Below are 23368 nucleotides of genomic sequence, written 5' to 3'. Positions count from 1 at the left end.
TGCCGGTCGGTCTGCTTGCCGTCCCCTCAGCTTCGGGCCCGGGACGAGAGTCGTCTGTAGCCGTTTACACACGGCGGAGCACGGATCTACTCCCGATGGCCGTCCGCGAGCAGGGCGAGCAGCGTGGGGTCGAGGATCTCCACCATCCGGTTGCCGGTCCGCACGACGTTCTGGGTCCGCAGCAGCCGCAGCGCCTTGGCGACCGCTTCCCGGGTCGCTCCCACGGTCGCGGCCAGCTCGTCCTGCGCCAGATGGACGACGGACCGGGCGGCGGAGGAGGCCGGTGAAGAGGCCTGTGAGGAGGCCGTCGAGGAGACGGACGAGGGGGCCGTCGAGGAGACGGACGAGGGGGCCGTCGAGGAGACGGACGAGGGGGCCGCCGAGGGAGAAGCGCCCCACGAGGAGGGGGAGTAGGGCCCGTAGCTGTCGGGCTTCGACAGTTCGATGAGCCGGTGGGCCAGGCGCTGCAGCACGGTGAGCGAGGCGAGGGCGGACCGCTCCTGGTCGGCGCTGCGCAGCCGGGAGGTGAGCTGACGTATCACCAGGCCGCTGACGCGGGGATGCAGTGCGAGGAATCGGCGGAACGCGTCCCCGCCTATCACCTGGGCCTCGGTCGGACCCAGTGCGCGGACGGTGGCGCTGCGGGGCTGGCGGTCCAGGGCGGCCATCTCGCCGAGCAGCTCACCGGGGCCGCGCAGACCGAGTATCAGCCGGGTGGCGCCGCGGTCCGTGGCGAGGGAAACGGTCACCCAGCCGTGAAGGATTATCAGGACGTGACTGGACCGTTCGCCTTCGGTCAGAAGGTGGGTGTCGGCCGGGTAGCGCTTCCGGTTTCCGAGAGCCATCACGCCCTCGTGCTCCTGGACGGTCAGCGCCTGCGCGAACGCGAGCTCGTCGCCGAGCAGTCCCATGGCTACGCCCCCCGCCGCAGTCCGGACGCCTGGTACTTGGATGGCGTTGATGGTGACAGAGTGATAATCGGGAGGGAGTGAATTGCGCCACACCCGCGCTACTGTCCGGTAGCGACCGAACCGCCTGGCAGGAGCTCCGCCACGGCCTGCCACCCGACTCCGCCCCGCCCCTCCGGCGGCCGTGCGCGACAGCTCCCTCACCGGTCGTGTCCAGGAGTGATCCTCAGGTCAGCACCGGCCCCCGGCTGACGGGGCCCGCCGGCCACTGAAATCGGTCGCCGAGGCGGAGTTGGCGAAAAGTCGGGTTCGATTCCGGGCAGTAGTGCACTTCGCCGGTCGCACCGCCTTCCGCTCGCGTACGGTCCACGCGGGTCGGCCTGGGCCAGGCCCTGACCGCCCGCGCCGCGCATCCGGCGCACCCCCAGCGCGCAGGCGCCGCAGACCGCGCCCCACACTCCGTTGACGAGGAACACCGGCAGGATGGCCTGCGGTCGCGCGAGGGGTCCCGCACCGTCGTGGGTCTGCCCTCGGTGGCGGCGCTGTGACCGACGAAGCGCTGCGGGACCAGGACACGGTGCCCGTCCCCGACGCCGAGGACGCCCTTGTCGAAGAGCTTGTGGTGCGGCGAGCACAGACACAGCTCGTTGTCGGCGTCGTCCGGACCGTCGAACGCCCCCCGTGCATGTGCGCGGCCTCCAGCCCGGCCGGCACCGCCCCGATCCGGCCGTCGTGGCCGCAGAAGGCGCACCGGTACTCGTACGCCGTCAGCACCAGGTCCCGCATCCGCCGGTCCCGCTGCCGATGTCCGGCGACGAGCGGCGCGACCGGAGCCGCCGCCCGGAGACCGGCCGTCTTTCACAACTCGTCGTGGAGCGAGGGCGGAAAGTGCCCACACACGTCGAAGGGCCCCACCGCAAGCGGTGGGGCCCTTCGACTTCGTGCCCGGTGAGGCACTGGCGGAGGATACGAGATTCGAACTCGTGAGGGGTTGCCCCCAACACGCTTTCCAAGCGTGCGCCCTAGGCCTCTAGGCGAATCCTCCGCAGAGAACATTACATGACGTCGGAGAGTGCTTGCGAACTCGTTCTCGGGGCCCCACATCGGGTAACGTGTGGCTCAGCCCCTCACGCGGCGCTATCTGACTGAACTCCCCCAGGGCCGGAAGGCAGCAAGGGTAGGTCGGCTCTGGCGGGTGCGTGGGGGGCGCTTGCGTTCCCGGGGCGGTCGGCCTTCGCGGATCGGGTCGGCCTTCGCGGATCGGGTCGGCCTTCGCGGATCGGGTCGGGGTTCGCGGGGCGGGTCCGGTTTCCCGGGGCGGACCGGTTGTCGGTGGGCGCCTATAACCTCGTATGCGTGTCGTCTCTCGCGCTCTACCGCCGTTACCGCCCGGAGTCCTTCGCCGAGGTCATCGGGCAGGGGCATGTCACCGACCCGCTGCAGCAGGCGCTGCGGAACAACCGGGTCAATCACGCGTACCTGTTCAGCGGTCCGCGCGGCTGCGGCAAGACGACCAGCGCCCGGATCCTGGCGCGCTGTCTGAACTGCGAGCAGGGCCCCACTCCCACGCCGTGCGGCGAATGCCAGTCGTGCCGCGACCTGGCGCGCAACGGGCCGGGTTCCATCGACGTCATCGAGATCGACGCCGCCTCGCACGGAGGCGTGGACGACGCCCGTGACCTGCGCGAAAAGGCCTTCTTCGGGCCTGCCTCCAGCCGGTACAAGATCTACATCATCGACGAGGCCCACATGGTCTCCCCGCAGGGCTTCAACGCCCTGCTGAAGGTCGTCGAGGAACCTCCGGAGCATCTGAAGTTCATCTTCGCGACCACCGAGCCCGAGAAGGTCATCGGGACCATCCGGTCGCGGACCCACCACTACCCCTTCCGCCTCGTGCCGCCGGGCACCCTGCGCGACTACCTCGGCGAGGTGTGCGGCAAGGAGGAGATCCCGGTCGAGGACGGCGTGCTGCCGCTGGTGGTGCGGGCCGGCGCGGGGTCCGTCCGGGACTCCATGTCCGTCATGGACCAGCTGCTCGCGGGCGCCGGTGCCGACGGAGTGACGTACGACATGACGACCGCCCTCCTCGGCTACACCGACGGCTCGCTGCTCGACTCCGTCGTCGAGGCGTTCGTCACAGGGGACGGCTCGGCCGCCTTCGAGGTCGTGGACCGGGTGATCGAGGGCGGCAACGACCCGCGACGCTTCGTCACCGACCTGCTGGAGCGCCTCCGCGACCTGGTGATCCTCGCCGCCGTGCCCGACGCGGCGGACAAGGGACTCATCGACGCCCCGGCCGACGTCGTCGAACGGATGCAGGCCCAGGCGGGCTCCTTCGGTGCCGCCGAGCTGAGCCGTGCCGCCGACATCGTCAACGAGGGGCTCACCGAGATGCGCGGCGCGCACGCGCCCCGCCTCCAGCTGGAGCTGATCTGCGCGCGCGTGCTGCTGCCCGCCGCGTACGGCGACGAGCGTTCGGTCATGGCGCGCCTGGACCGGATCGAACGCGGCGTGCAGTTCTCCGCGGGCGCGGAGGCGCCCGCCATGGGATACGTGCCCGGCCCCGAGGCGCATGCCGGTGCCGGTGCCGGTGCCGGCGGTAGCGGTGGTGTCGTGGCCGCCGCCGCTCCGGTTCCGCCGGGCGGCGGGCCCGCCGCTGCCCGGGCGGCGGTCCGGGCGCCCGGACCCGGCGGTGGCGGTGGTGTCCCGGCGGCCGGTCAGGGCGGTCCGCCGTCGGAGACGGCCGCCGGTGCCGGTACGGCTTCCGCTCCTGCTCCCGCTCCCGAGGAAGGCGGCGGCCCCGCCGGAGGCGGCCGGCCTCAGGATGCCCCCGCTCCCGCACCTCCCGCCGCCCCCGCCGCGGCGCCTCCGTCCGCACCCGCGCCCGGGGCATGGCCGACCGCGGCCCCGGCGGGTGGTGGGCGGCGCCCCGGAGGATGGCCCACGGCGGCACCGGCGGGCGGCGGCCAGTCCCGGCCCCCGGCCGCTCCTGCTCCGGCTCCCTCTTCGGGCCCCGGTCCCGCTTCCGGTTCCGCCCCGGCACCCGCACCCGTGCCGGCCGCCGCCCCCGCGCCTGCCGCTCCACCGCCGGGCGCCGGAGTCGACCCGCGCACGATCTGGCCCAACATCCTGGAGGCGGTCAAGAACCGCCGCCGGTTCACCTGGATCCTGCTCAGCCAGAACGCCCAGGTGACCGGCTTCGACGGCACATCCCTCCAGATCGGCTTCGTCAACGCCGGCGCTCGCGACAACTTCATGAGCAGCGGCAGCGAGGATGTGCTGCGGCAGGCCCTGGCCGAGCAGTTCAACGTGCAGTGGAAGATCGAGGCGGTCGTCGACCCCTCCGGTGGCTCGGCATCTCCGCCCCCCGCCGGTCCCTCCGGTGGCTACGGCGGATCCGGTGCCGGTGCCGGTGCCGGTGCCGGTGGCAGCGGTTACGGCGGTGCTGGTGGGTACGGCGGTGGTGGCGGCCACGGAGGCGGTACGCCCGCACAGGGCCCGTCGGCTCCCGCGCCCCCGGCCCCGGCTCCCGCGCCGTCCGCGTCCGCCCCGGCGTCCGCCCCGGCTCCCGCGCCCCGGCCCCCGGCCCCCGAGCCGCGCCCGGTCTCCCCCGAGGACGACATCCCCGAGGACGACGACCCCGACCTCGACGAGTCGGCCCTCTCCGGCAAGGAACTGCTGGTGCGCGAGCTGGGGGCATCGGTGGTCGAGGAGATCCCGCACGAGTAGGAGGGGCACGGGGCGGCGCGATCGCCGGCGCGGTCCGGGCCCCGAACCGCCGCACTGGAGGAACCCACAAGCCTCCCGGCCCCACCCCTTCGGAAGCCCGCACAAACCGCACCGGCCCGTTCCCATTAGGCTTCACCCCGTGAAGGTCCTTGTCATCGGCGGCGGCGCCCGCGAACACGCCCTGTGCCGTTCCCTGTCCCTCGACCCCGACGTCACCGCGCTGCACTGCGCACCCGGCAACGCCGGTATCGCCGAGGTCGCCGAACTGCACCAGGTCGACGCCCTCGACGGCGCGGCCGTCACCGCGCTGGCCACCCGGCTCGGCGCCGAACTGGTCGTGGTCGGGCCGGAGGCGCCCCTCGTCGCCGGGGTCGCCGACGCCGTACGCGAGGCGGGCATCCCGGTCTTCGGCCCCTCCGGTCAGGCCGCGCGGCTGGAGGGCTCCAAGGCGTTCGCCAAGGACGTCATGGCCGGCGCCGGTGTCCCCACGGCCCGTTCGTACGTCTGCGTGAACCCGGCCGAGGTCGACGCGGCCCTCGACGCGTTCGGCGCGCCGTACGTCGTCAAGGACGACGGGCTGGCCGCCGGCAAGGGCGTCGTCGTCACCGACGACATCGAGGCTGCCCGCGCACACGCGAACGCCTGTGACCGCGTGGTCATCGAGGAGTTCCTGGACGGCCCCGAGGTCTCCCTCTTCGCCGTCACCGACGGCGAGAACGTGCGCCCGCTCCAGCCCGCCCAGGACTTCAAGCGCGCGCTGGACGGCGACGAGGGCCCGAACACCGGAGGCATGGGCGCGTACTCGCCGCTGCCGTGGGCCGACCCCAAGCTGGTCGACGAGGTGGTGCAGAGCGTGCTCCAGCCGACCGTCGACGAGATGCGCCGCCGCGGCACCCCGTTCTCCGGCCTCCTCTACGCCGGACTGGCGATCACGTCACGCGGCGTCCGCGTGATCGAGTTCAACGCCCGCTTCGGCGACCCCGAGACCCAGGTCGTGCTGGCCCGCCTCAAGACCCCGCTCGCCGGTCTGCTGATGGCCGCCGCCACCGGCAACCTCGCCGACCTGGAGCCCCTGCGCTGGAGCGACGACGCGGCCGTCACCGTGGTCGTCGCCTCCCACAACTACCCCGGCACCCCGCGCACCGGCGACCCGATCACCGGCCTCGACGAGGTGGCCGCCGAGGACGCCCCGCACGCCTACGTCCTGCACGCCGGCACCCGGAGCGAGGGCGACGCCGTCGTCAGCGCCGGTGGCCGCGTCCTGTCCGTCACGGCCACCGGCACGGACCTCACCGAGGCCCGCGCCCGCGCCTACCGGGCCGTCGCCCGCATCGGCCTCGACGGCTCCCAGCACCGCACCGACATCGCGGCGAAGGCGGCCGCGGGCGCCTGACCCGGCCCTGCGGAACACCCCCGCGCACCGAACCCGACAGGCCCCGGCTCCGTCTCAGGAGCCGGGGCCTGATCCTTGCTGTCCGTCATCCACCTTTCCCCAAAGCCATTCCATCGAGTGACCGATGCGCCATACGGCTGACGGGCACGGAGGCCCCAACTATGGTGCCGCGCAGGCGTTCCGGCACTTGGCCCACCGGCATTGCGATGTCAGTGGTGGGTGCCACAGTGGGGGAGTGAGCAAGAGCCGGAGAGCAGTAGGAAAGCCCAGGGCAGCAAGGAGGGGGTGAGGTCCGGCCGTGACCGGTATCGGTGGTGTGGAGATGGGCGCGCAGGCAGCGCGCTCCCGTGCGCTGGCCGTGCTGCGCGTTCGCAGCCGGGCGCTGGCCGTCGCCCTGTTGCCCGCTGCGGCCGCCGTGATCCTGCTCGTGGGCGGCTCCACCGGGCACCTCGCGGGCGGGGGCTGGGCCACAGCCCGCTGGGTGGTGTCGGCGCTCGCGCTTGTCGTCCTGGTGGCCGCCGGCGGAGTCGCCCTCGTCGTCGCCCGCTCCCGGCCCGCCGTGACCCCGACGGTCACGATCGCCGAGGAGTCGGCGCCGGACCTCTACCGGATGGTGCGCGACCTGGCCGACCGGCTCGACGTCCCCGCCCCCTCCGCGATAGCGCTCACGCCGGACTGTGACAGCTGGCTGGAGGACCGCACCCACCCGGGCCACGGCCCGCCGCCCGCGGAGGAGCACGACGACGTGGCGGGCATCGGCGGACCCGCCCGCCGCCGGGCCCCCGCCGCGCCCGTCCTCGTCATCGGCTCGCCCTTCCTGTGGTGGATGCGCGTGGGTGAACTGCGTGCCGTCCTCGCCCCGGTCGTGGCCGGTGCGGGCCCCTCGGCGCATCCCGACATAGCCGCGGCCCGCCGCTTCATACGGGGCCTGGACGCCGCGGCGGCGGTGGCCTCGTCGGACAGGCACGGACCGCTGCCCCGGGCGGTGTACGCCGGCCTCGGCTGGGTGTCCCGGCTCCTGCTGCGCAGCTGCCGCGTCCACGCGGCACAGATGGAGCGCGGGGTCGCGACCGCGGCCGCCGAGCGTGCACAGGCTGTGGACTACGGTCTGCGGATCGTCGCCCAGGAGCAGGTCGGGCTCGCCTACGCGGGCTGGGACCGGCTGCTGACCCGGGTGGCGCTTCCCGCCTGGCGGATGGGCCGCTGGCCCTCCCGGCTGGACGTGGGCGTGGTCGCCGCGCTCACGGAGCTGTCCCGCCGAGACCGCCTGGCCGAGGGTTTCGCCTCCCGCCTGGGCGAGCGTCCCGCCTGCGACCTGCTGGAGGAGCCCGGGGTGATGGACGAGGCGGTCTCCCTCCTCGCCGCGCGCCTCTTCCACGGCGGGCCGGCCGAGACCGGACCGGACTGGGCGCCGGTGGCCTGGGACGAGTATCCCGAGGAGGTCGTCGACCGGACCTGGCGCACGGACGCGGCCCGCCTCCACCGCGTCCTGGATACTCTGGGCGTCCGCCGCACCGCGGACGGCGCGACACCGGGCACGGACGGTCCGACCCTGGCCCGCGTCCTGCACCACCTCACGACAACCTCCCCCACCCCGGCCATCGACGCCCCCTCCACTCCACGGAACACGACACCCGCGGCCGATACGGGCACCGACACCGGCACCGGCACCGGCACCGACGTCGGACCGTCGACAGAGCCCGGCACCGACGCCGAGCCCGAGCCCGGCACCGACGCCGCCGCATATCCGCAGTACAGCGCGCACGACGCGCACGACGCGCACGACGCGCACGACGCGCACGACGCGCACGACGCGCACGGCGACGCCCACACCGACGACCTCGGCGCCCACGGCGACACGGGCGCCCCCGGCGGCGACCACCCGAACCCCCCGGACCACCGTGCCGCCTCCGCTTCCGCCCCCGCAGACACCGACGACGACGCCGCCGACGACGACGACCTGGCCGGCACCACGGCCCGCGGCGCCGCCCTGGCCGCCGGGCTCAGTGCCCAGCTGGCCCGCGAGGAGGCGGAGGCGCAGCCGGCCGGGGCCCAGCCTCCCGCCCAGGGAGCCACGGCGCCGGTCGGTCCCGACGCGGCCCTCTGGGACGACCGCGCACTGCCCCTCTTCCCCCTGCAGCCCCCGCGCACCGGCCGCGAGATCCTCACCGCCCACATCACGGCGATGGTGTGCTGCGCGGCGATGGACACCGCCGGCGCGACCCCCGGCCTCGACTGGCTCGACGGACCGTCCCTCCTGGTCGACGGCGCCCGCGCCGTGGAGCTGGCCCCCCACGTCCGCAGCCTCGTCGAGACGGGCGACCCGGGCCCCCTGCGCGACTGGATGACCGAGCACGGCATACGCCCGGAGAAGCCGGTGCGACTGGTCTGACCCGCACCCACCGACCGCCGTGCCGGAACGCCGAATCGGAACTTCCGATTCCACTTTGGGCCACTTCGCAACGAACAGTGACAGCACGCGCGCGAAATGTGATGTGCTGGGACCGATCGCGCACATGGCAAAGGCGTTCGTCATACGCACGACCACGGGGGCACGAGGGAGGGGACTGTCCCATGGGGCCCGAGCAGATCCGCCGCTGGGAGTCGGGAGCACTCGCGCATGCCGTGACGGATCCCTTCGGACTGGGGCCCGTCCCCTGGTTGCGCGGCGGTGAGACGTACTTCGGCGACACCGGCCAGGTCGTCGCCTGGTACGCGGACCAGGACGCCGTACCGGACCCGGACGGCGGGACCGGCGGGACCGGCGGGACCGGCAGGGCCGGCGCGAAGACCCGAGGGCCGCGCACCGACGGCGGCGGACCGCGCGCCGCCGACGACGTCCGCCGCCAGATCAAGGGCTTCACCGCCACCGGAGCCGCCGCCCCCGGCGAGGCCATCGACTTCCACATCACCGTCGACCCGCCGCAGGAGTTCAGCGTCGACGTCTACCGGATCGGCCACTACGGCGGTGACGGCGCCGCCAAGATCACCACCAGCCCCCGCCTGTCCGGCATCGTCCAGCCCCCGCCGCTCGCCGCCGACCGCACGGTCTCCTGCCACCACTGGTGGCTGTCCTGGCGGCTCCAGATCCCGTCGTACTGGAACATCGGCGCGTACGTGGCCGTCCTCACCACCGCCGACGGGTACCGCTCCCACGTGCCCTTCACGGTCCGCGACAGCCACCCGGCCGACCTGCTCCTCCTGCTGCCCGACATCACCTGGCAGGCGTACAACCTCTACCCGGAGGACGGCCGCACCGGCGCCAGCCTCTACCACGCCTGGGACGACGACGGCCGGCTGCTCGGCGAGGCGGACGCCGCGACGACGGTCTCCTTCGACCGCCCCTACGCGGGCGCCGGCCTCCCCCTCCACGTCGGCCACGCCTACGACTTCATCCGCTTCGCCGAGCGCTACGGCTACGACCTCGCCTACGCCGACGCCCGCGACCTGCACTCCGGCCGCGTCGACCCGACCCGCTACCGGGGCCTGGTCTTCCCCGGCCACGACGAGTACTGGTCCGCCCCCATGCGCCGCACCACGGAGCTGGCCCGCGAGCACGGCACGTCCCTGGTCTTCCTCTCCGCCAACACCATGTACTGGCAGGTGGAGCTGGCCCCCTCCCCGTCCGGCACCCCCGACCGCCTGCTGACCTGCCGCAAGCGCCGGGGCCCGGGCCGCCCGGCGCTGTGGCGGGAGGTCGACCGCGCCGAACAGCAACTCCTCGGCATCCAGTACGCCGGCCGCGTCCCCGAACCGCACCCGATGATCGTCCGCAACGCCGGTCACTGGCTCTGGGAGGCCACCGGAGCGCACGAGGGCGACGAGATCGAGGACCTGGTCGCGGGCGAGGCCGACCGCTACTTCCCGCGCACCGCGCTCCCCGAGCACGACGAGCGGGTCCTGCTCGCACACAGCCCGTACACCGACGTCGAGAACGCCCGGCGACACCAGGAGACGTCGCTGTACCGGGCTCCGTCGGGCGCCTGGGTCTTCGCGTCCGGGACCTTTGCCTGGTCGCCCGCGCTGGACCGCCCGGGCCACGTCGACCCGCGTGTCCAGCGGGCCACCGCCAACCTCCTGGACCGCATCTGCAAACGGGACTGACCCGCACCCCGGCCTGCACCCCCACCCACACCCCCGCCCACACCCCCGCCTACACCCAGGCCCACACCCCGCTCCACCCCCGGACCGCCCCGCCGTCCTCGATCACCCGCCCGTACGGGACAATCGGAGCATTGGACAGAACCACGGGGAGGAACCGTGTCCGGATTCGTTGAAAAGCCCGAGCCGATCCAGGTTCCGGGACTGGTGCATCTGCACACCGGCAAGGTGCGCGAGCTGTACCGGAACGAGGCGGGCGACCTCGTGATGGTCGCCAGTGACCGCATCTCCGCCTACGACTGGGTGCTGCCGACCGAGATCCCCGACAAGGGCCGGGTCCTCACCCAGCTCTCCCTGTGGTGGTTCGACCAGCTCGCCGACCTGGTCCCGAACCACGTCCTGAGCACCGAGCTGCCCCCCGGCGCCCCCGCCGACTGGGAGGGCCGCGCCCTGGTCTGCAAGTCCCTGCGAATGGTCCCCGTGGAGTGCGTGGCCCGCGGCTACCTCACCGGTTCGGGCCTGGCCGAGTACCGGGACACCCGTACCGTCTGCGGCCTGGCCCTCCCCGAGGGACTCGTCGACGGCTCGGAGCTGCCCGCCCCGATCTTCACCCCGGCCACCAAGGCCGAGGTCGGCGAGCACGACGAGAACGTCTCCTACGAGGAGGTCGCCCGCCAGGTCGGCGCGGACACCGCGGCCGCCCTGCGCCAGGCCACCTTCGCCGTCTACTCCCGCGCCCGGGCCATCGCCCGCGACCGCGGCGTCGTCCTGGCGGACACGAAGTTCGAGTTCGGCTTCGCGGGCGAGAGCGGTGACGACCTCGTCCTCGGCGACGAGGTCCTCACCCCGGACTCCTCCCGCTTCTGGCCGGCCGACCAGTGGCAGCCGGGCCGCGCGCAGCCGTCGTACGACAAGCAGTTCGTCCGGGACTGGCTGACCTCGGCGGAGTCCGGCTGGGACCGGAAGAGCGAGCAGCCCCCGCCGTCACTGCCGCAGCAGGTCGTGGACGCGACCCGCGCCAAGTACGTGGAGGCGTACGAGCGCCTGACCGGCCTGAGCTGGTCGTAAGTACTGAGTACGCAGCGGCAGACACGAAAAAGCCCCCGGCCGGAGCCGGGGGCTTCTCACATGGAGCGAACGACGAGGTTCGAACTCGCGACCTCAACCTTGGCAAGGTTGCGCTCTACCAACTGAGCTACGTTCGCACTGCGCCGTGGACGGAAGCCGGTGACCGAAGTCGTGGACTTCGCCGTGGCGCGACAGCCACTATACCCAACCCCGCTCCCGCGCGAGCCGCACCGCCGCGTGCCGGTTCTCGGCACCGAGCTTGCTCACGGCCGACGACAGATAGTTCCGTACGGTCCCCTCCGCGAGCGCGGCGCGCTCGGCGATCTCCGCGACGGGCGCCCCGTCGGCGGCGTGCTCCAGCACCTCGGCCTCGCGCGCGGTCAGCGGCGAGTCCCCGGCGGAGATCGCGTCGGCGGCCAACTCCGGGTCGATGTAGCGGTTTCCGGCGTGCACCGCGCGGATCAGCTCGGCGAGCCGCTGGGCGCTGACCGTCTTGGGGACGAACCCGCGCACCCCCGCCGCGAGCGCCCGCTTCAGATGGCCGGGCCGGCCGTGACTGGTCACGATCAGCACCCTGCACGCGGGCAGCTCGGTCCGCAGGGATGTGGCGACCTTCACACCGTCCGCGCCGGGCATCTGGAGATCCAGTACGGCGACGTCCGGCACGTGCGCCCGCGCCATCGCCAGCGCCTCCGGACCGGTGGCCGCCTCGGCGACCACGACGAGATCGTCCTCCAGGGACAGCAGGGCCGCCAGCGCCCCGCGGATGAGGTGCTCGTCGTCGGCGAGCAGCACCCGTACGGGGGTCGTCACGAGGCGCCCTCCAGCGCGGCCGGGGCGGCCGGCGGCAGCGGCACCCGGGCCGTGAGCCGGAACACGCCTTTGCCGGCCCGGCCGGCGTCCAGCGTGCCGTCCACGGCGGACAGCCGCTCCCGCAGCCCCGCGAGCCCGGACCCGCCCGAGGGCGCTGCCTCGGCCGCCTCCGCCACCCCGTCGTTCTCCACCGTCAGCACTACTCGCCCCTCCGAAATCCGTACCGTCACGGCGCACTTCTCCGCGTTGCCGTGCCGCAGCACGTTGGTCGTCGCCTCCCGCACCACCCAGCCGAGCGCCGACTGCACCTCGGCGGGCAGTCCGGCCGTCTCGCCGGTGACCTCCGCGTCGATGCCGGCCGCCGAGAGCACACCCCGGGCGCCGGCCAGCTCGACCTCGAGGGCGGCCTCCCGGTAGCCGCGTACGACGTCCCGGACCTCCCGCTGCGACTCCTGGGCGATGCGCTGCACCTCGATCATCTGCTCCACCGCCTCGGGCCGTCCGCGCCGGGACAGCTGGACGGCCAGTTCGCTCTTGAGCGCGATCACCGCCAGGTTCCGGCCCATCACGTCGTGCAGGTCCCGGCCGAACCGCAGCCGCTCCTCGGCGACCGCGAGCCGGGTGCGGGTCTCCTTGGCGTCGTCGAGCGTGTAGACGGTGTGGAGCAGCCAGACGGAGAAGATCGAGGTGAAGGCGAGGAACCCGCCGGTCACCAGCACCAGGCCCGCCAGCCCGACCGAGGCGAGGGCCGGCATGCCCAGCGGCAACGTGATGACGCCGGCGACCAGCGCGAAGCCGCCGACCACCGCGACCACGCGGCGGCGTTCGCGCAGCCCGAGCGTGATGACGCCGGCGCCGAAGCACATGACGCCCCCGTAGACGGAGCCCGCCGCGGTGTCCACCTCGCCGCCCGGTCCCCGTTCCGCGATCCCGACCGCCGCGATCGCGATCACGGTCGTGACCACGGCGAGGCCCCACATCAGCCGCACGGGCTGCGACCGCCGCCCGAGCGTCCAGTCCAGCGCTCGGGACGAGACCAGCATGCAGACGGCGGCATGCACGGTGACCAGCAGGAACAACGCGGTGGCGAGCCCGGCGCCGGCCCGGCCGTAGGCGGTCACCCCGAGCGCGACGACCTCGATGACCCCGAAGAAGTGGAACGACCACCGCGTGTACGTCTCCACCTTCTCCGGCGTGGTCTTCCGCCGCCACCATCCGCCTGGCCTGCGCATCTGTCCGCTGCTCCCACTCGCCCGGTACGTCAGTGCCGCGGTTCCCAGCGGAACCACCGTCGTACAGCAAACACCGCGACCACGGTCCAGGCCACCGCCGTCGTCACGGAGCCCAGCGCCTCGTAGGCCGACAGGTCGCCGGTCCAGCCGCCGCGCACGAGCGTGATGACGGGCGTCAGCGGCAGCAGTTCGCAGAGGGAGGCCAGCCGGTCGGGGAGCACCTCGAGCGGGACGAACATGCCGGAGCCGAACATCGAGACGAACATGAACGGCAGCGGGGTGACCTGCGCGCTCTCGCCGGTCCGGGTGAAGCTCGCGGTGACGGCCGCGAGCGCGGCGCACATCACCAGGCCGAGCAGCAGGCCGAGGACGGCGAGATGGGGCGCGGACGGCGCGGACAGGTCCAGCAGCACGAAGCAGCCGACCGCCAGGAGCAGGCTCTGCACGAGGCCGCTGAGGACGGCAGGCATCGCGGACCCGCTCAGGATCTCGACGTCCCGCAGCTCGCCGGTGCGCAGCCGCTTGAGGACGAGCTCCTCGCGCCGGACGACGAAGACGCCGACGACGGCGGAGTAGACGGCGAACAGCAGGGAGAAGCCGATCGCGGCGGGCAGGACGAGCGTGCCGGTGGTCAGTCCGGCCTCGGCGAGGTCCATCTCCTTGGACGCCGACCAGACGCTGACCGGCAGCACCAGCGGCACGAAGAGGGCGGCGAAGAGGGTGCCCTTGTTCCGTCCGAGCAGGGTGAGTTCGGCGCGGGCGAGGGCGGTCATGCGCCCCATCGGAGTGGTGACCGTGGCGTTCGTGGCGCGCGCCGGGAGGTGCTTCGTGGTCGTGGCGCTCATGCCGCGTACTCCTTCGTGGTCGTGGCGCTCATGCCGCGTACTCCTTCGGCGTCGTGCCCTGGGCCGTCCTCGCGGACGCCTCCCTCGCGATCCCCAGGAACGCCTCCTCCAGGGACGCCGACCGCACGTCCAGGCGGCGCAGTCCCACTCCGGCCTGTCCGGCCCAGACCAGTAGTCCGGTGGCGGCGCGCTGGAGTTCGTGGGTGCGCAGCCTGACCATCCGGCCGTCGACCTCGTGTCCGCTGACGCCCAGTTCGCCGAGCGGCGGCAGGTCGCCGACGAAGTAGCCGTCGGGCAGTTCGAAGGAGATCCGGGACGGCTGCGCGGCGGTCACCTCGGCCGGGGTGCCGGTGGCGGCGATCCGGCCCTCGTGCATGATCGCGAGCCGGTCGGCGAGGTTCTCCGCCTCTTCCAGGTAGTGCGTGGTCAGCAGCACCGTCGTACCGCCGTCGCGCAGCGCGCTCACCAACTCCCAGGTGTCCCGGCGGCCTTCGGCGTCGAGTCCGGTGCTGGGCTCGTCGAGGAAGAGCACCTCGGGGTCGCCGAGCAGTGCGAGCGCCAGGTCCAGGCGGCGCCGCTGGCCCCCGGACAGCTGCTTCACGCGGGTGCCGGCCTTGGACTCCAGGCCGACCATCGCCAGCACCTCCGCCGGCGGGCGGGCCCCGGTCACACAGCCCGCCCACATCCGCGCGGTCTCCGCGACGGTCAGCTCGGACGGGAAGCCGCCCTCCTGGAGCATCACCCCGGTGCGGGGGCGCACGGCGGCCCGCTCGGTGTACGGGTCGTGTCCGAGGACGCGCACCCGGCCACCGGCCGGAGCGGCGAGGCCCTCCAGCAGTTCGACCGTCGACGTCTTGCCGGCGCCGTTGGTGCCGAGGAGGGCGAAGACCTCTCCGCGGCGCACGGAGAAGTCGATTCCGCGCACGGCCTCGAACCCGCCCCCGTACACACGTCGCAGGTCGGTGACCTCAATCACGTGTTCGTGTCCGTTTGATCGCATGCCTCGAGCATTCCGGTCTCCCGGGCGGCACGACAGTGCGGCTCGTCATCACTGAGCATGACAAATGTCAGACGGCGGCCGCCCGGTCCCCGCGCCGGGGGTCCCGGACTCCGGGCGCACGAAAAGACCCCGGTCCTTGGAGGACCGGGGTCTGATTCCCGAGCGGACGACGAGGCTCGAACTCGCGACCTCAACCTTGGCAAGGTTGCGCTCTACCAACTGAGCTACGTCCGCATTGCCCCCGACCGGCCTTCACCGATCGGTGCGAGCACCAGCCTACCTGATCAAATCGAGTGATCGGTACGACTATGCAGAGCGGGTGACAGGAATTGCACACTGCGCCTTCCTCCTGGAAGGAGGATGTTCTACTACTGAACTACACCCGCATGTTCCGTGAGCTGGGCCTTTCGGCCTCGCCCCTCGGTGTGCTCCAGACTTTAGCTGATCACCCGGGGTGCTGCGCAAGTCGGTTGCCGCGAGGGGCGGCTGAGCGGCCGTCGACCTCCTGCCGGGCGTACGGCTCACCGCGTGGGGCTCACGCCGTACGGCTCACCGCGCACGGCTCACTGTGCCGCGGCGAACGCCTCGTACACCCGCTTCGGGATCCGGCCCCGCGCGGGCACGTCCATCTTGTTCGCCTGCGCCCAGGCCCGGACCGCCGCCGGGTCGGGGGCGACCTCCGTCTGCCGGTACGCCTTGCCGGACCGAGACCGCTTGCGCCCGGCCGACACGAACGGCTCGAGCGCCTTGCGCAGTTTTCGGGCATTGGCTTCGTTCAGGTCGATCTCGTACATCCGGCCGTCGACACCGAAGGCGATCGTCTCCGCCGCTTCCGAGCCGTCGATGTCGTCAAAGAGAGTGACCACGACACGCTGCGCCACGAATATCGGTCCCTTCGTGCGGCATCTCCGTGATGACGTGCCAAGACACCACGATGATGCCGACTGTTCGCCTGTAATTGGGCAAAGTATCGGCTAATGACATTTCATTTGTACAGTGCTCGGCATTGCAATGGGAAGCCCGACTAAATCTCTCCGCGTGTCCGTCGCGCAATAGGCGTCCATGCCCGATCCGGGATCTTTCCCGAAGCTTTTCGTGAGCACCTCCTCCCGATGCCGAATCGTGACAGGGGTCACGTAGTTTCCTCCAAGGCTACGCGCGTAGAAATTTTGTACGGGTAGTCTGAAGGAACCTGCTCAGCACCACACACCGGGAGTGCCAGTGGCACGCGTCGTAGTCGACGTCATGCTCAAGCCGGAGATCCTCGACCCCCAGGGCCAGGCGGTGCAGCGCGCACTGCCGCGGCTGGGATTCGAGGGGATCTCGGACGTACGTCAGGGAAAGCGATTCGAACTGGAAGTGGACGGACCGGTCGACGACGCCGCCCTCGCCCGCATCCATGATCTTGCGGAATCCTTCCTCGCCAACACCGTGATCGAGGACTTCACCGTCAAGGTCGAGTCGGACGACGTGGTCGCGGGGGCAGTGAAGTGACCGCTCGTATTGGCGTCGTCACTTTCCCCGGCAGTCTCGACGACCGGGACACGCAGCGCGCGATCCGCGTCGCCGGTGCCGAACCCGTGGCCCTCTGGCACAAGGACAAGGACCTCAAGCAGGTCGACGCCGTGGTGCTCTGCGGTGGTTTCTCTTACGGCGACTATCTGCGCGCCGGCGCCATCGCCCGCTTCTCGCCGGTGATGGACACCCTCATCGACCAGGCGAAGGCCGGCCTCCCGGTCCTCGGCATCTGCAACGGCTTCCAGATCCTCACGGAGGCCCACCTGCTCCCCGGCGGGATGCTGGGCAACGACCACCTGCACTTCATCTGCCGCGACCAGAAGCTGCGGGTGGAGAACGCGGGCACCTCCTGGACCAGCGACTACACCGCCGGCCAGGAGATCCACATCCCGCTGAAGAACATGGACGGCCGCTACGTCGCCGACCGGCGGACGCTGGACGAGCTGGAGGCCGAGGGCCGCGTCGCCTTCCGCTACGTCGACTACAACCCCAACGGCTCGCTCAACGACATCGCCGGCATCACCAACGCCGCCGGCAACGTCGTCGGCCTCATGCCGCACCCCGAGCACGCCGTCGAGCCGCTGATCGGCACCGGCCGCACCGACGGCCTCCCGTTCTTCACCTCGATCCTCAAGAAGCTGGTCAACGCATGAGCCGGACGCCTCTGGACACGGTCGAGCACGCGGCCGAGACCCCCGACGTCGAGCTGCCCTGGGCCGAGCTGGGCCTGAAGAAGGACGAGTACGAGAGGGTCGTGGAGATCCTCGGCCGCCGCCCGACCGGCGCGGAACTCGCCATGTACTCCGTCATGTGGTCCGAGCACTGCTCGTACAAGAGCAGCAAGGTCCACCTGCGCCAGTTCGGCGAGAAGGCCCCCGAGTCCGACGCGATGCTCGTCGGCATCGGCGAGAACGCCGGCGTCGTCGACGTCGGCCAGGGCTACGCGGTCACCTTCAAGGTCGAGTCGCACAACCACCCCTCCTACGTGGAGCCCTATCAGGGCGCGGCCACGGGCGTCGGCGGCATCGTCCGCGACATCATCGCGATGGGCGCCCGCCCGGTAGCCGTCGTGGACCCCCTCCGTTTCGGCGCGGCGGACCACCCGGACACCAAGCGCGTCCTGCCCGGCGTCGTCGCGGGCATCGGCGGCTACGGCAACTGCCTGGGCCTGCCCAACATCGGCGGCGAGGTCGTCTTCGATGCCTGCTACCAGGGCAACCCGCTGGTCAACGCCGGTGCCATCGGCGTCATGCGGCACGAGGACATCCACCTCGCCAAGGCGTCCGGCGCGGGCAACAAGGTCATCCTGTACGGCGCCCGCACCGGCGGCGACGGCATCGGCGGCGCCTCGATCCTGGCCTCCGAGACCTTCGACGACGCCAAGCCGTCGAAGCGCCCCGCCGTCCAGGTCGGCGACCCCTTCCAGGAGAAGCTCCTCATCGAGTGCACCCTGGAGGCGTTCGCCGAGAAGCTGGTCGTCGGCATCCAGGACCTGGGCGCCGCGGGCCTGTCCTGCGCGACCAGCGAACTGGCGTCGAACGGCTCCGGCGGCATGCGCGTCACCCTGGACGACGTCCCCCTGCGCGACTCGACCCTCTCGCCCGAGGAAATCCTCATGAGCGAGTCGCAGGAGCGCATGTGCGCGGTGGTCGAGCCCGGCAAGGTCGACCGCTTCCTGGAGATCTGCGAGAAGTGGGACGTCATCGCCACCGTCATCGGTGAGGTCACCGACGGCGACCGGCTGGAGATCTACTGGCACGGCGGCAAGATCGTCGACGTCGACCCGCGCACGGTGGCGCACGAGGGCCCGGTCTACGAGCGCCCCTACGCCCGCCCGGACTGGCAGGACGCACTCCAGGCCGACGACGCGAACAAGCTGCCCCGGCCGGAGACGAGCGAGCAGCTCAAGGAGCAGGTCCTCAAGCTGGTCGGGTCCCCCAACCAGGCGTCCAAGCAGTGGATCACCCAGCAGTACGACCACTTCGTGCAGGGCAACACGGTCCTCGCCCAGCCCGAGGACTCCGGCATGATCCGCGTGGACGAGGAGTCCGGCCTCGGCGTCGCCATCGCCACGGACGGCAACGGCCGGTACGCCAAGCTCGACCCGTACACGGGCGCGCAGCTGGCCCTCGCGGAGGCCTACCGCAACGTGGCGACGACCGGCGCCAAGCCGCTCGCCGTCTCCGACTGCCTGAACTTCGGTTCGCCCGAGGACCCGGCGGTCATGTGGCAGTTCGCGGAGGCCGTGCGCGGTCTGGCGGACGGCTGCCTCCAGCTCGGCACCCCGGTGACCGGCGGCAACGTCTCGCTCTACAACCAGACCGGCGAGGCCGCCATCCACCCCACCCCGGTGGTCGCGGTCCTCGGCGTCATCGACGACGTGGCCCGCCGCACGCCGGTCGCCTTCCAGGAGGAGGGCCAGCTGCTCTACCTCCTCGGCGACACCCGTGAGGAGTTCGGCGGCTCGGCCTGGTCCCAGGTGATCCACGACCACCTCGGCGGCCTGCCCCCGAAGGTCGACCTGGAGCGCGAGCGCCTGCTCGGCGAGATCCTGATCTCCGCCTCCCGCGACGGCATGATCGACTCCGCGCACGACCTGTCCGACGGCGGTCTGGTCCAGGCGGTCGTCGAGTCCGCGCTGCTCGGGGAGAAGGGCGCGCGTCTGGTCGTACCGGACGGGCTCGACGCCTTCACCTTCCTGTTCTCGGAGTCGGCGGGCCGCGCGGTCGTCGCCGTCCCGCGCTCGGAGGAGCTCCGCTTCAACGACATGTGCGGTGCGCGAGGCCTGCCGGCCACCCGCATCGGTGTCGTGGACGGGGACGCGGTGGAGGTCCAGGGCGAGTTCACGCTGCCGCTGGCCGAGCTGCGCGAGGCCCACGAGGGCACGATCCCGGCGCTGCTCGCGTAGAAGCCCTGTGCAGTCGAGGTCCCGTCCGGTTGTTCCGGGCGGGACCTCGCCGTTTCGGCGCACGTAGCTTTCGCGGATCTCCGTGCCGAGTTCGATGCCGACCGGGTCGGGGACGACCTCTTGCCCAGGATTACGTACTTACGTAATCTCGAAGAAGTGGAGCAACTGGAACAACGCGTAGCCGATCTCGAACGGCGCCTCGCCGCACTGGAAGCCGCCGACCGGCCCGCCCCCCGGCTCCCGGAGGGCGACTTCTGGGCCCTGGAAGGGCTGAAGGAGCAGCTCGCGCGGCTGCGGGCCGCCGACGGGGGCGTCCTGTTCACCGGCGCCGTCCGGCTGCCGACCGGTGAGCGGTACGAATGGCAGCACGGCGCCCTGACCGAAGGCCTGCTGGACGCCGACTGGACGGAGACCGCCGAGGCGTTCGCCGCGCTCGGGCATCCCGTCCGGCTGCGGCTGCTGCGCGAGATCCTCGGCGGCCGGCGCACCGCCGCGGAGCTGGCCGAGCTGGCCGAGGTGGGCACGACCGGCCAGATCTACCACCACCTGCGCCAGCTCACCGGCGCCGGCTGGCTGCACACCACCGGCCGGGGCCGCCACGAGGTGCCGCCGGGGCGGGTCGTACCGCTGCTGGTGGCGCTGTCGGCGGCCCGCGGCTGACCGGAAACGGCGCGGCCGCCGACCGACGTGACCGCCGACCGACGTGACCGCCGACCGAAGGGGGAACCATGTCCGCACGCAAGCTAGCCATGATCACCTTCCGGGCGCTTCAGCTGGGCTTCATCGCCCTGGTGACCGCCCACATCGTCTTCGACTTGGGGTATCCGTGGTGGTGGAACCTCCTGCCGCTGCTCCTGTCCTACGCCCTGATCACCGTGGTCAACCGCTGGGGCGGCGGCGCCCCCGACGCCCCGCGCGTCGCCCGTGCGCCCGTCGAGGTCGACCCGCCCGTCACCGGCCGCTGGTCCGCGCTGAACAGCCCCGCCGACCGCACCCCGAGTCACGGCATCCACGCCTACGGCCAGACCTTCGCCATCGACCTCGTCGCCGAGCCGGAGCCGGGCGCCCGCCCCGGCTTCCGGGCCCTGTGGCCGATCGCCCGCCGCAGCCGTGACTTCCCGGCGTTCGGAGCGCCGCTGCTCGCGGTCGCCGACGGCACGGTCGTCCGTACCGAAGACACCCAGCGGGACCATCTGAGCCGCAACTCGCTGCCCGCGCTGCTCTACCTGATGCTCGTAGAGGGCTCGATCCGCGAGATGGGCGGGGTCCGCCGGATCGTCGGCAACCATCTGGTGCTGGACCTCGGCGACGGCACGTACGCGATGTACGCCCATGTGCGGCGCGGTTCCTTCGCCGTGCGCGAGGGCGACCGGGTGCACGCCGGCGAGCTGCTGGCCCGGTGCGGCAACTCCGGCAACTCCGCCGAGCCGCACCTCCACTTCCAGCTGATGGACGGCCCCGACCCGGAGACCGCCCGGGGCCTCCCCTTCACCTGGCGCGGAATCGGCGTCCCGCGCAACGGCGAGCTCTTCGACGTGCCCGAACCGGCGGACCACGCCTCCCACCGCGGCTGTTAGCTTCGTCGGGCGGTCGCGGAGCCGGTGGAGCCGCGGAACGGCAGCCGGTGGGGCCGCCGGGAGCCGCGGAACGGGGAAACGGGGGCGCGATGAGGGTTCCGGACGGTGTGCGCAAGTCTGTGAACGTCCTGCTGTGTCTGGCCGCCGTCGTGGCCATCGGCTGGAGCGGCCGCGAGATATGGCAGGTCTGGGACGGCCGGCGGCAGATCGACGAGGCCTGCGCGGGACTCGTCCCGGCCGGGCGGGTGCTGGCGCTCTCCCCGGCCGGCGGCCGGATCACCCACCGCGAGGCCGACGAGGGCGTGATCGAGATCGACCGCGGCCTCGGCGACGGAGCCGCGCAGGACTGCGAGATCTTCAGCACCGAGGCCGGCGAGAGGGACGGCGAGGAGACGGGCGGGCGGTGGTTCTTCACGGGCGCGGTGGGGGTGCTGCCGGCGGACCGGCCCCTCATCGCCGACGGCCCGCTGGAGGACCTCGTCGACAGCTTCGGCGGCCCCACCCACCCCGACCAGCCACTCGGCGGAGACATCGCGGGCCGGGTCACGGAATCCGACGTCGTCGTCCAGCTCCCGTGCGCCGACGGCAGGCTGAACGGACGGCAGGTGAAGGCCCTGTGGGCGCGTGCCTCGCTGCAGAACCCCGGGCGGCGGTTCACCGTCGACGGCCAGGTCAGTGCCCACGACCGCGACCTCCTCGCCGAGACCGCCGTGACCACCGCGAACAACCTCGCCGACCGGCTGGGCTGCGCCGACCGGCTGCCCGACCCGCCGGAGAACGTCCCCGCGCTGCCCGAGGGGCCGGTTCCGGCGGCGCGCGCCGAGGGCACCTGCGCCTGGTACGGCAAGGCCGGCTTCGCCCGCCGGGAGGGGTTCCCGGACCAGGTCGTCGAGAGCCGCACGGACGACCGGCTGTGGGACCAGCGATGCGGCCTCGTGCTCAGTGAGAGCCGGGCGAGCGCGCTCTACCTGGACCAGGGGAGCGAGCACCGCGTCAGCCGCCCGGAGCGCCCCGGCCGGTGGTTCGTCTCCCTGCACACCTACGCCGGCGAGGAGGCGAAGACCCTCCTGCTCACCAGCACCGACCCGCGCGAGAAGCCCGAGCCCGCGACACCCGGCCGGGCCGGACGCAGCACCGAGGACCCGATCTGGTGGGCGTCCTCCGTCTGCGACGGGAAGCCGCAGATCCACACCATGACCGTCTCCCTGGGCTACGACAGCATCATGACCCCACGGATGGAGCAGGTCTTCCGCGCCTACGCCGACGACGTGACGGACCGCCGACACTGCGCGGACCTGGTATTTCCCGAGAGCTCCACCTTCCGCGCCGACTAGGCTCGCCGCCATGCCGCCAGCCAGGAAACGCGCCCGCGCCTACGACCCCGCCCGGACCCGCACGGCCGTACTGGCCCAGTTCGGCAACGTACGAGAGGCCGTCCGCCCCCTCACCCCCGAACAGCTCGCCCTGCCGACGCGGCTCGGCGACTGGACCGTGCGGGAGCTGGTGGCGCACATCGGCATGGCCCTGACGGCGGTGGACCGGCTGCTCGGTGAGCCGGAGCCCGCACGGCAGGACGGGAACCTGCTCGACTGGCCGTTCGCGATCGCCGCCGACGCGGACGCCATCGCCGCCACCGCCCGGCGCCTCGCGGCCGAGCACCCCGACCTCGACGCCCACCTCGCCCAGGTGGAGCGGCGCTTCACCGACCGCCTCGACGCCCACTCCGGCAGCAGGCTGCTGCCCACCAGCGCGGGCGCCCTGCCGCTGGCCGACTACGTCGTCACCCGCACCGTCGAGCTGGTCGTCCACACCGACGACCTGAACGCCGCCCTGCCCGGCCTCGACATCACGTACGACCGGCAGGCCCTCGCCGCCGCGACCCGACTGCTGGCCGACGCGCTCGCCGCGAAGACACCCGGCGGTTCGACGGAGGTGCGGATCCCGCCGTACGCCGTCGTGCAGTGCGTCGAGGGTCCCCGGCACACCCGCGGCACCCCGCCCAACGTCGTCGAGACCGACCCGCTGACCTGGGTGCGGCTGGCCACCGGGCGGCTGGCCTGGGAGGACGCCGTGGCCGGGGCGAAGGTGAGCGCGAGCGGGGAGCGGGCCGACCTGGGGGGACTGCTGCCCCTGCTCAGGTGACACGGGGGACGGGAAAGCGGAGGACGGGAGGAATGCGGGGGGGGCGGGAGGAATGCGGGGGACGGGAGGAAAGCGGGGGACGGGAAGGGTGAACTGTGAGGGGAACCAGATCCTCCGCCCCTCCGTCGAAGGGG

At 72.5% G+C, this 23368-nt stretch carries 18 protein-coding genes, 4 tRNA genes, 1 other RNA gene and 1 pseudogene; 13 read left to right on the top strand and 11 right to left on the bottom strand.

The annotated features are described in order from the left end of the window. Positions 1-86 precede the first annotated feature (86 nt). The 3 genes and pseudogenes from ACIQ6R_RS20300 to ACIQ6R_RS20290 form a co-directional block, all read right to left on the bottom strand. On the bottom strand, positions 87-911 hold the full coding sequence (locus ACIQ6R_RS20300) for a Crp/Fnr family transcriptional regulator (RefSeq protein ID WP_404222721.1): 825 nt from the start codon (positions 909-911) through the stop codon (positions 87-89). A 508-nt stretch (positions 912-1419) separates the two neighbouring features. After that, positions 1420-1799, bottom strand: a pseudogene (locus tag ACIQ6R_RS20295) (HNH endonuclease); the annotation flags it as partial. A gap of 66 nt (positions 1800-1865) precedes the next feature. After that, positions 1866-1953: transfer RNA gene (locus ACIQ6R_RS20290), tRNA-Ser, on the bottom strand. Between the two features lie 73 nt (positions 1954-2026). Here ACIQ6R_RS20290 and ffs point away from each other — a divergent pair. The 6 genes from ffs (at position 2027) to ACIQ6R_RS20260 (ending at position 11199) form a co-directional block, all read left to right on the top strand. Then, an RNA gene (gene ffs / locus ACIQ6R_RS20285) (signal recognition particle sRNA small type) lies at positions 2027-2125 on the top strand. Between the two features lie 139 nt (positions 2126-2264). Then, positions 2265-4637 carry a DNA polymerase III subunit gamma and tau gene (locus tag ACIQ6R_RS20280; RefSeq protein WP_404222720.1) on the top strand — a complete coding sequence of 791 codons (2373 nt, stop codon included), beginning with the start codon at positions 2265-2267 and terminating at the stop codon, positions 4635-4637. Between the two features lie 139 nt (positions 4638-4776). Further along, a complete protein-coding gene (gene purD, locus ACIQ6R_RS20275; RefSeq protein WP_404222719.1) occupies positions 4777-6030 on the top strand; it encodes a phosphoribosylamine--glycine ligase in 1254 nt (417 codons plus the stop codon). Positions 6031-6328: 298 nt separating this feature from the next. After that, a complete protein-coding gene (locus ACIQ6R_RS20270) occupies positions 6329-8422 on the top strand; it encodes a hypothetical protein (RefSeq protein WP_404222718.1) in 2094 nt (697 codons plus the stop codon). A gap of 182 nt (positions 8423-8604) precedes the next feature. Further along, positions 8605-10134, top strand: a complete 1530-nt coding sequence (locus ACIQ6R_RS20265; protein WP_404222717.1) for a N,N-dimethylformamidase beta subunit family domain-containing protein — start codon at positions 8605-8607, stop codon at positions 10132-10134. A gap of 156 nt (positions 10135-10290) precedes the next feature. Continuing rightward, entirely contained in the window at positions 10291-11199 is a 909-nt protein-coding gene (locus ACIQ6R_RS20260; protein ID WP_404222716.1) for a phosphoribosylaminoimidazolesuccinocarboxamide synthase, read from the top strand. Positions 11200-11260: 61 nt separating this feature from the next. On the opposite strand, the gene ACIQ6R_RS20255 is transcribed toward ACIQ6R_RS20260, so the two are convergent. The 8 genes from ACIQ6R_RS20255 to ACIQ6R_RS20220 form a co-directional block, all read right to left on the bottom strand. Next, positions 11261-11336, bottom strand: a tRNA-Gly gene (locus ACIQ6R_RS20255). A 61-nt stretch (positions 11337-11397) separates the two neighbouring features. Beyond that, entirely contained in the window at positions 11398-12012 is a 615-nt protein-coding gene (locus ACIQ6R_RS20250; RefSeq protein ID WP_404222715.1) for a response regulator, read from the bottom strand. Next, positions 12009-13244, bottom strand: coding sequence for a sensor histidine kinase (locus ACIQ6R_RS20245; protein WP_404172447.1), 1236 nt, complete (start codon positions 13242-13244; stop codon positions 12009-12011). The genes ACIQ6R_RS20250 and ACIQ6R_RS20245 overlap by 4 nt, the downstream gene beginning before the upstream one ends. 29 nt (positions 13245-13273) lie before the next feature. After that, a complete protein-coding gene (locus ACIQ6R_RS20240; protein WP_404222714.1) occupies positions 13274-14089 on the bottom strand; it encodes an ABC transporter permease in 816 nt (271 codons plus the stop codon). A gap of 28 nt (positions 14090-14117) precedes the next feature. Continuing rightward, entirely contained in the window at positions 14118-15089 is a 972-nt protein-coding gene (locus ACIQ6R_RS20235) for an ABC transporter ATP-binding protein (RefSeq protein ID WP_404172441.1), read from the bottom strand. 161 nt (positions 15090-15250) lie between these two features. Further along, positions 15251-15323: transfer RNA gene (locus ACIQ6R_RS20230), tRNA-Gly, on the bottom strand. Positions 15324-15403: 80 nt separating this feature from the next. After that, a tRNA-Gly gene (locus tag ACIQ6R_RS20225) sits at positions 15404-15475 on the bottom strand. A 177-nt stretch (positions 15476-15652) separates the two neighbouring features. Then, the gene (locus ACIQ6R_RS20220) at positions 15653-15970 is read right to left on the bottom strand and encodes an Lsr2 family protein (RefSeq protein ID WP_404172438.1); all 318 of its coding nucleotides are present in this window, start codon (positions 15968-15970) and stop codon (positions 15653-15655) included. A 340-nt stretch (positions 15971-16310) separates the two neighbouring features. Between ACIQ6R_RS20220 and purS the strand changes: the two genes are divergently transcribed. From purS to ACIQ6R_RS20185, 7 genes are all read left to right on the top strand, one after another. Beyond that, positions 16311-16583: a phosphoribosylformylglycinamidine synthase subunit PurS gene (purS, locus tag ACIQ6R_RS20215; RefSeq protein ID WP_053133538.1), complete on the top strand. Its 273-nt coding sequence runs from the start codon at positions 16311-16313 to the stop codon at positions 16581-16583. After that, complete coding sequence (purQ, locus tag ACIQ6R_RS20210; RefSeq protein WP_404172435.1) at positions 16580-17260, top strand: phosphoribosylformylglycinamidine synthase subunit PurQ; 681 nt, start codon at positions 16580-16582, stop codon at positions 17258-17260. Before purS ends, purQ begins: the two co-directional genes overlap by 4 nt. Beyond that, positions 17257-19515 (top strand): phosphoribosylformylglycinamidine synthase subunit PurL, encoded by a 2259-nt coding sequence (purL, locus tag ACIQ6R_RS20205; protein ID WP_404222713.1) that lies wholly within the window; start codon positions 17257-17259, stop codon positions 19513-19515. The genes purQ and purL overlap by 4 nt, the downstream gene beginning before the upstream one ends. A gap of 156 nt (positions 19516-19671) precedes the next feature. Then, positions 19672-20175, top strand: a complete 504-nt coding sequence (locus tag ACIQ6R_RS20200) for an ArsR/SmtB family transcription factor (protein WP_404222712.1) — start codon at positions 19672-19674, stop codon at positions 20173-20175. Between the two features lie 68 nt (positions 20176-20243). After that, positions 20244-21092 (top strand): M23 family metallopeptidase, encoded by an 849-nt coding sequence (locus tag ACIQ6R_RS20195; RefSeq protein WP_404222711.1) that lies wholly within the window; start codon positions 20244-20246, stop codon positions 21090-21092. Positions 21093-21199: 107 nt separating this feature from the next. After that, the gene (locus ACIQ6R_RS20190; RefSeq protein WP_404222710.1) at positions 21200-22426 is read left to right on the top strand and encodes a hypothetical protein; all 1227 of its coding nucleotides are present in this window, start codon (positions 21200-21202) and stop codon (positions 22424-22426) included. 10 nt (positions 22427-22436) lie between these two features. Further along, complete coding sequence (locus tag ACIQ6R_RS20185) at positions 22437-23234, top strand: sterol carrier family protein (protein WP_404222709.1); 798 nt, start codon at positions 22437-22439, stop codon at positions 23232-23234. The last annotated feature ends 134 nt before the right edge of the window (positions 23235-23368 follow it).

Origin of the sequence: Streptomyces sp. NPDC096048, from assembly GCF_044763415.1 — a bacterium.
In the GTDB taxonomy this organism is placed as follows: domain Bacteria; phylum Actinomycetota; class Actinomycetes; order Streptomycetales; family Streptomycetaceae; genus Streptomyces.
This window is presented reverse-complemented; position numbering and strand designations above follow the sequence as displayed.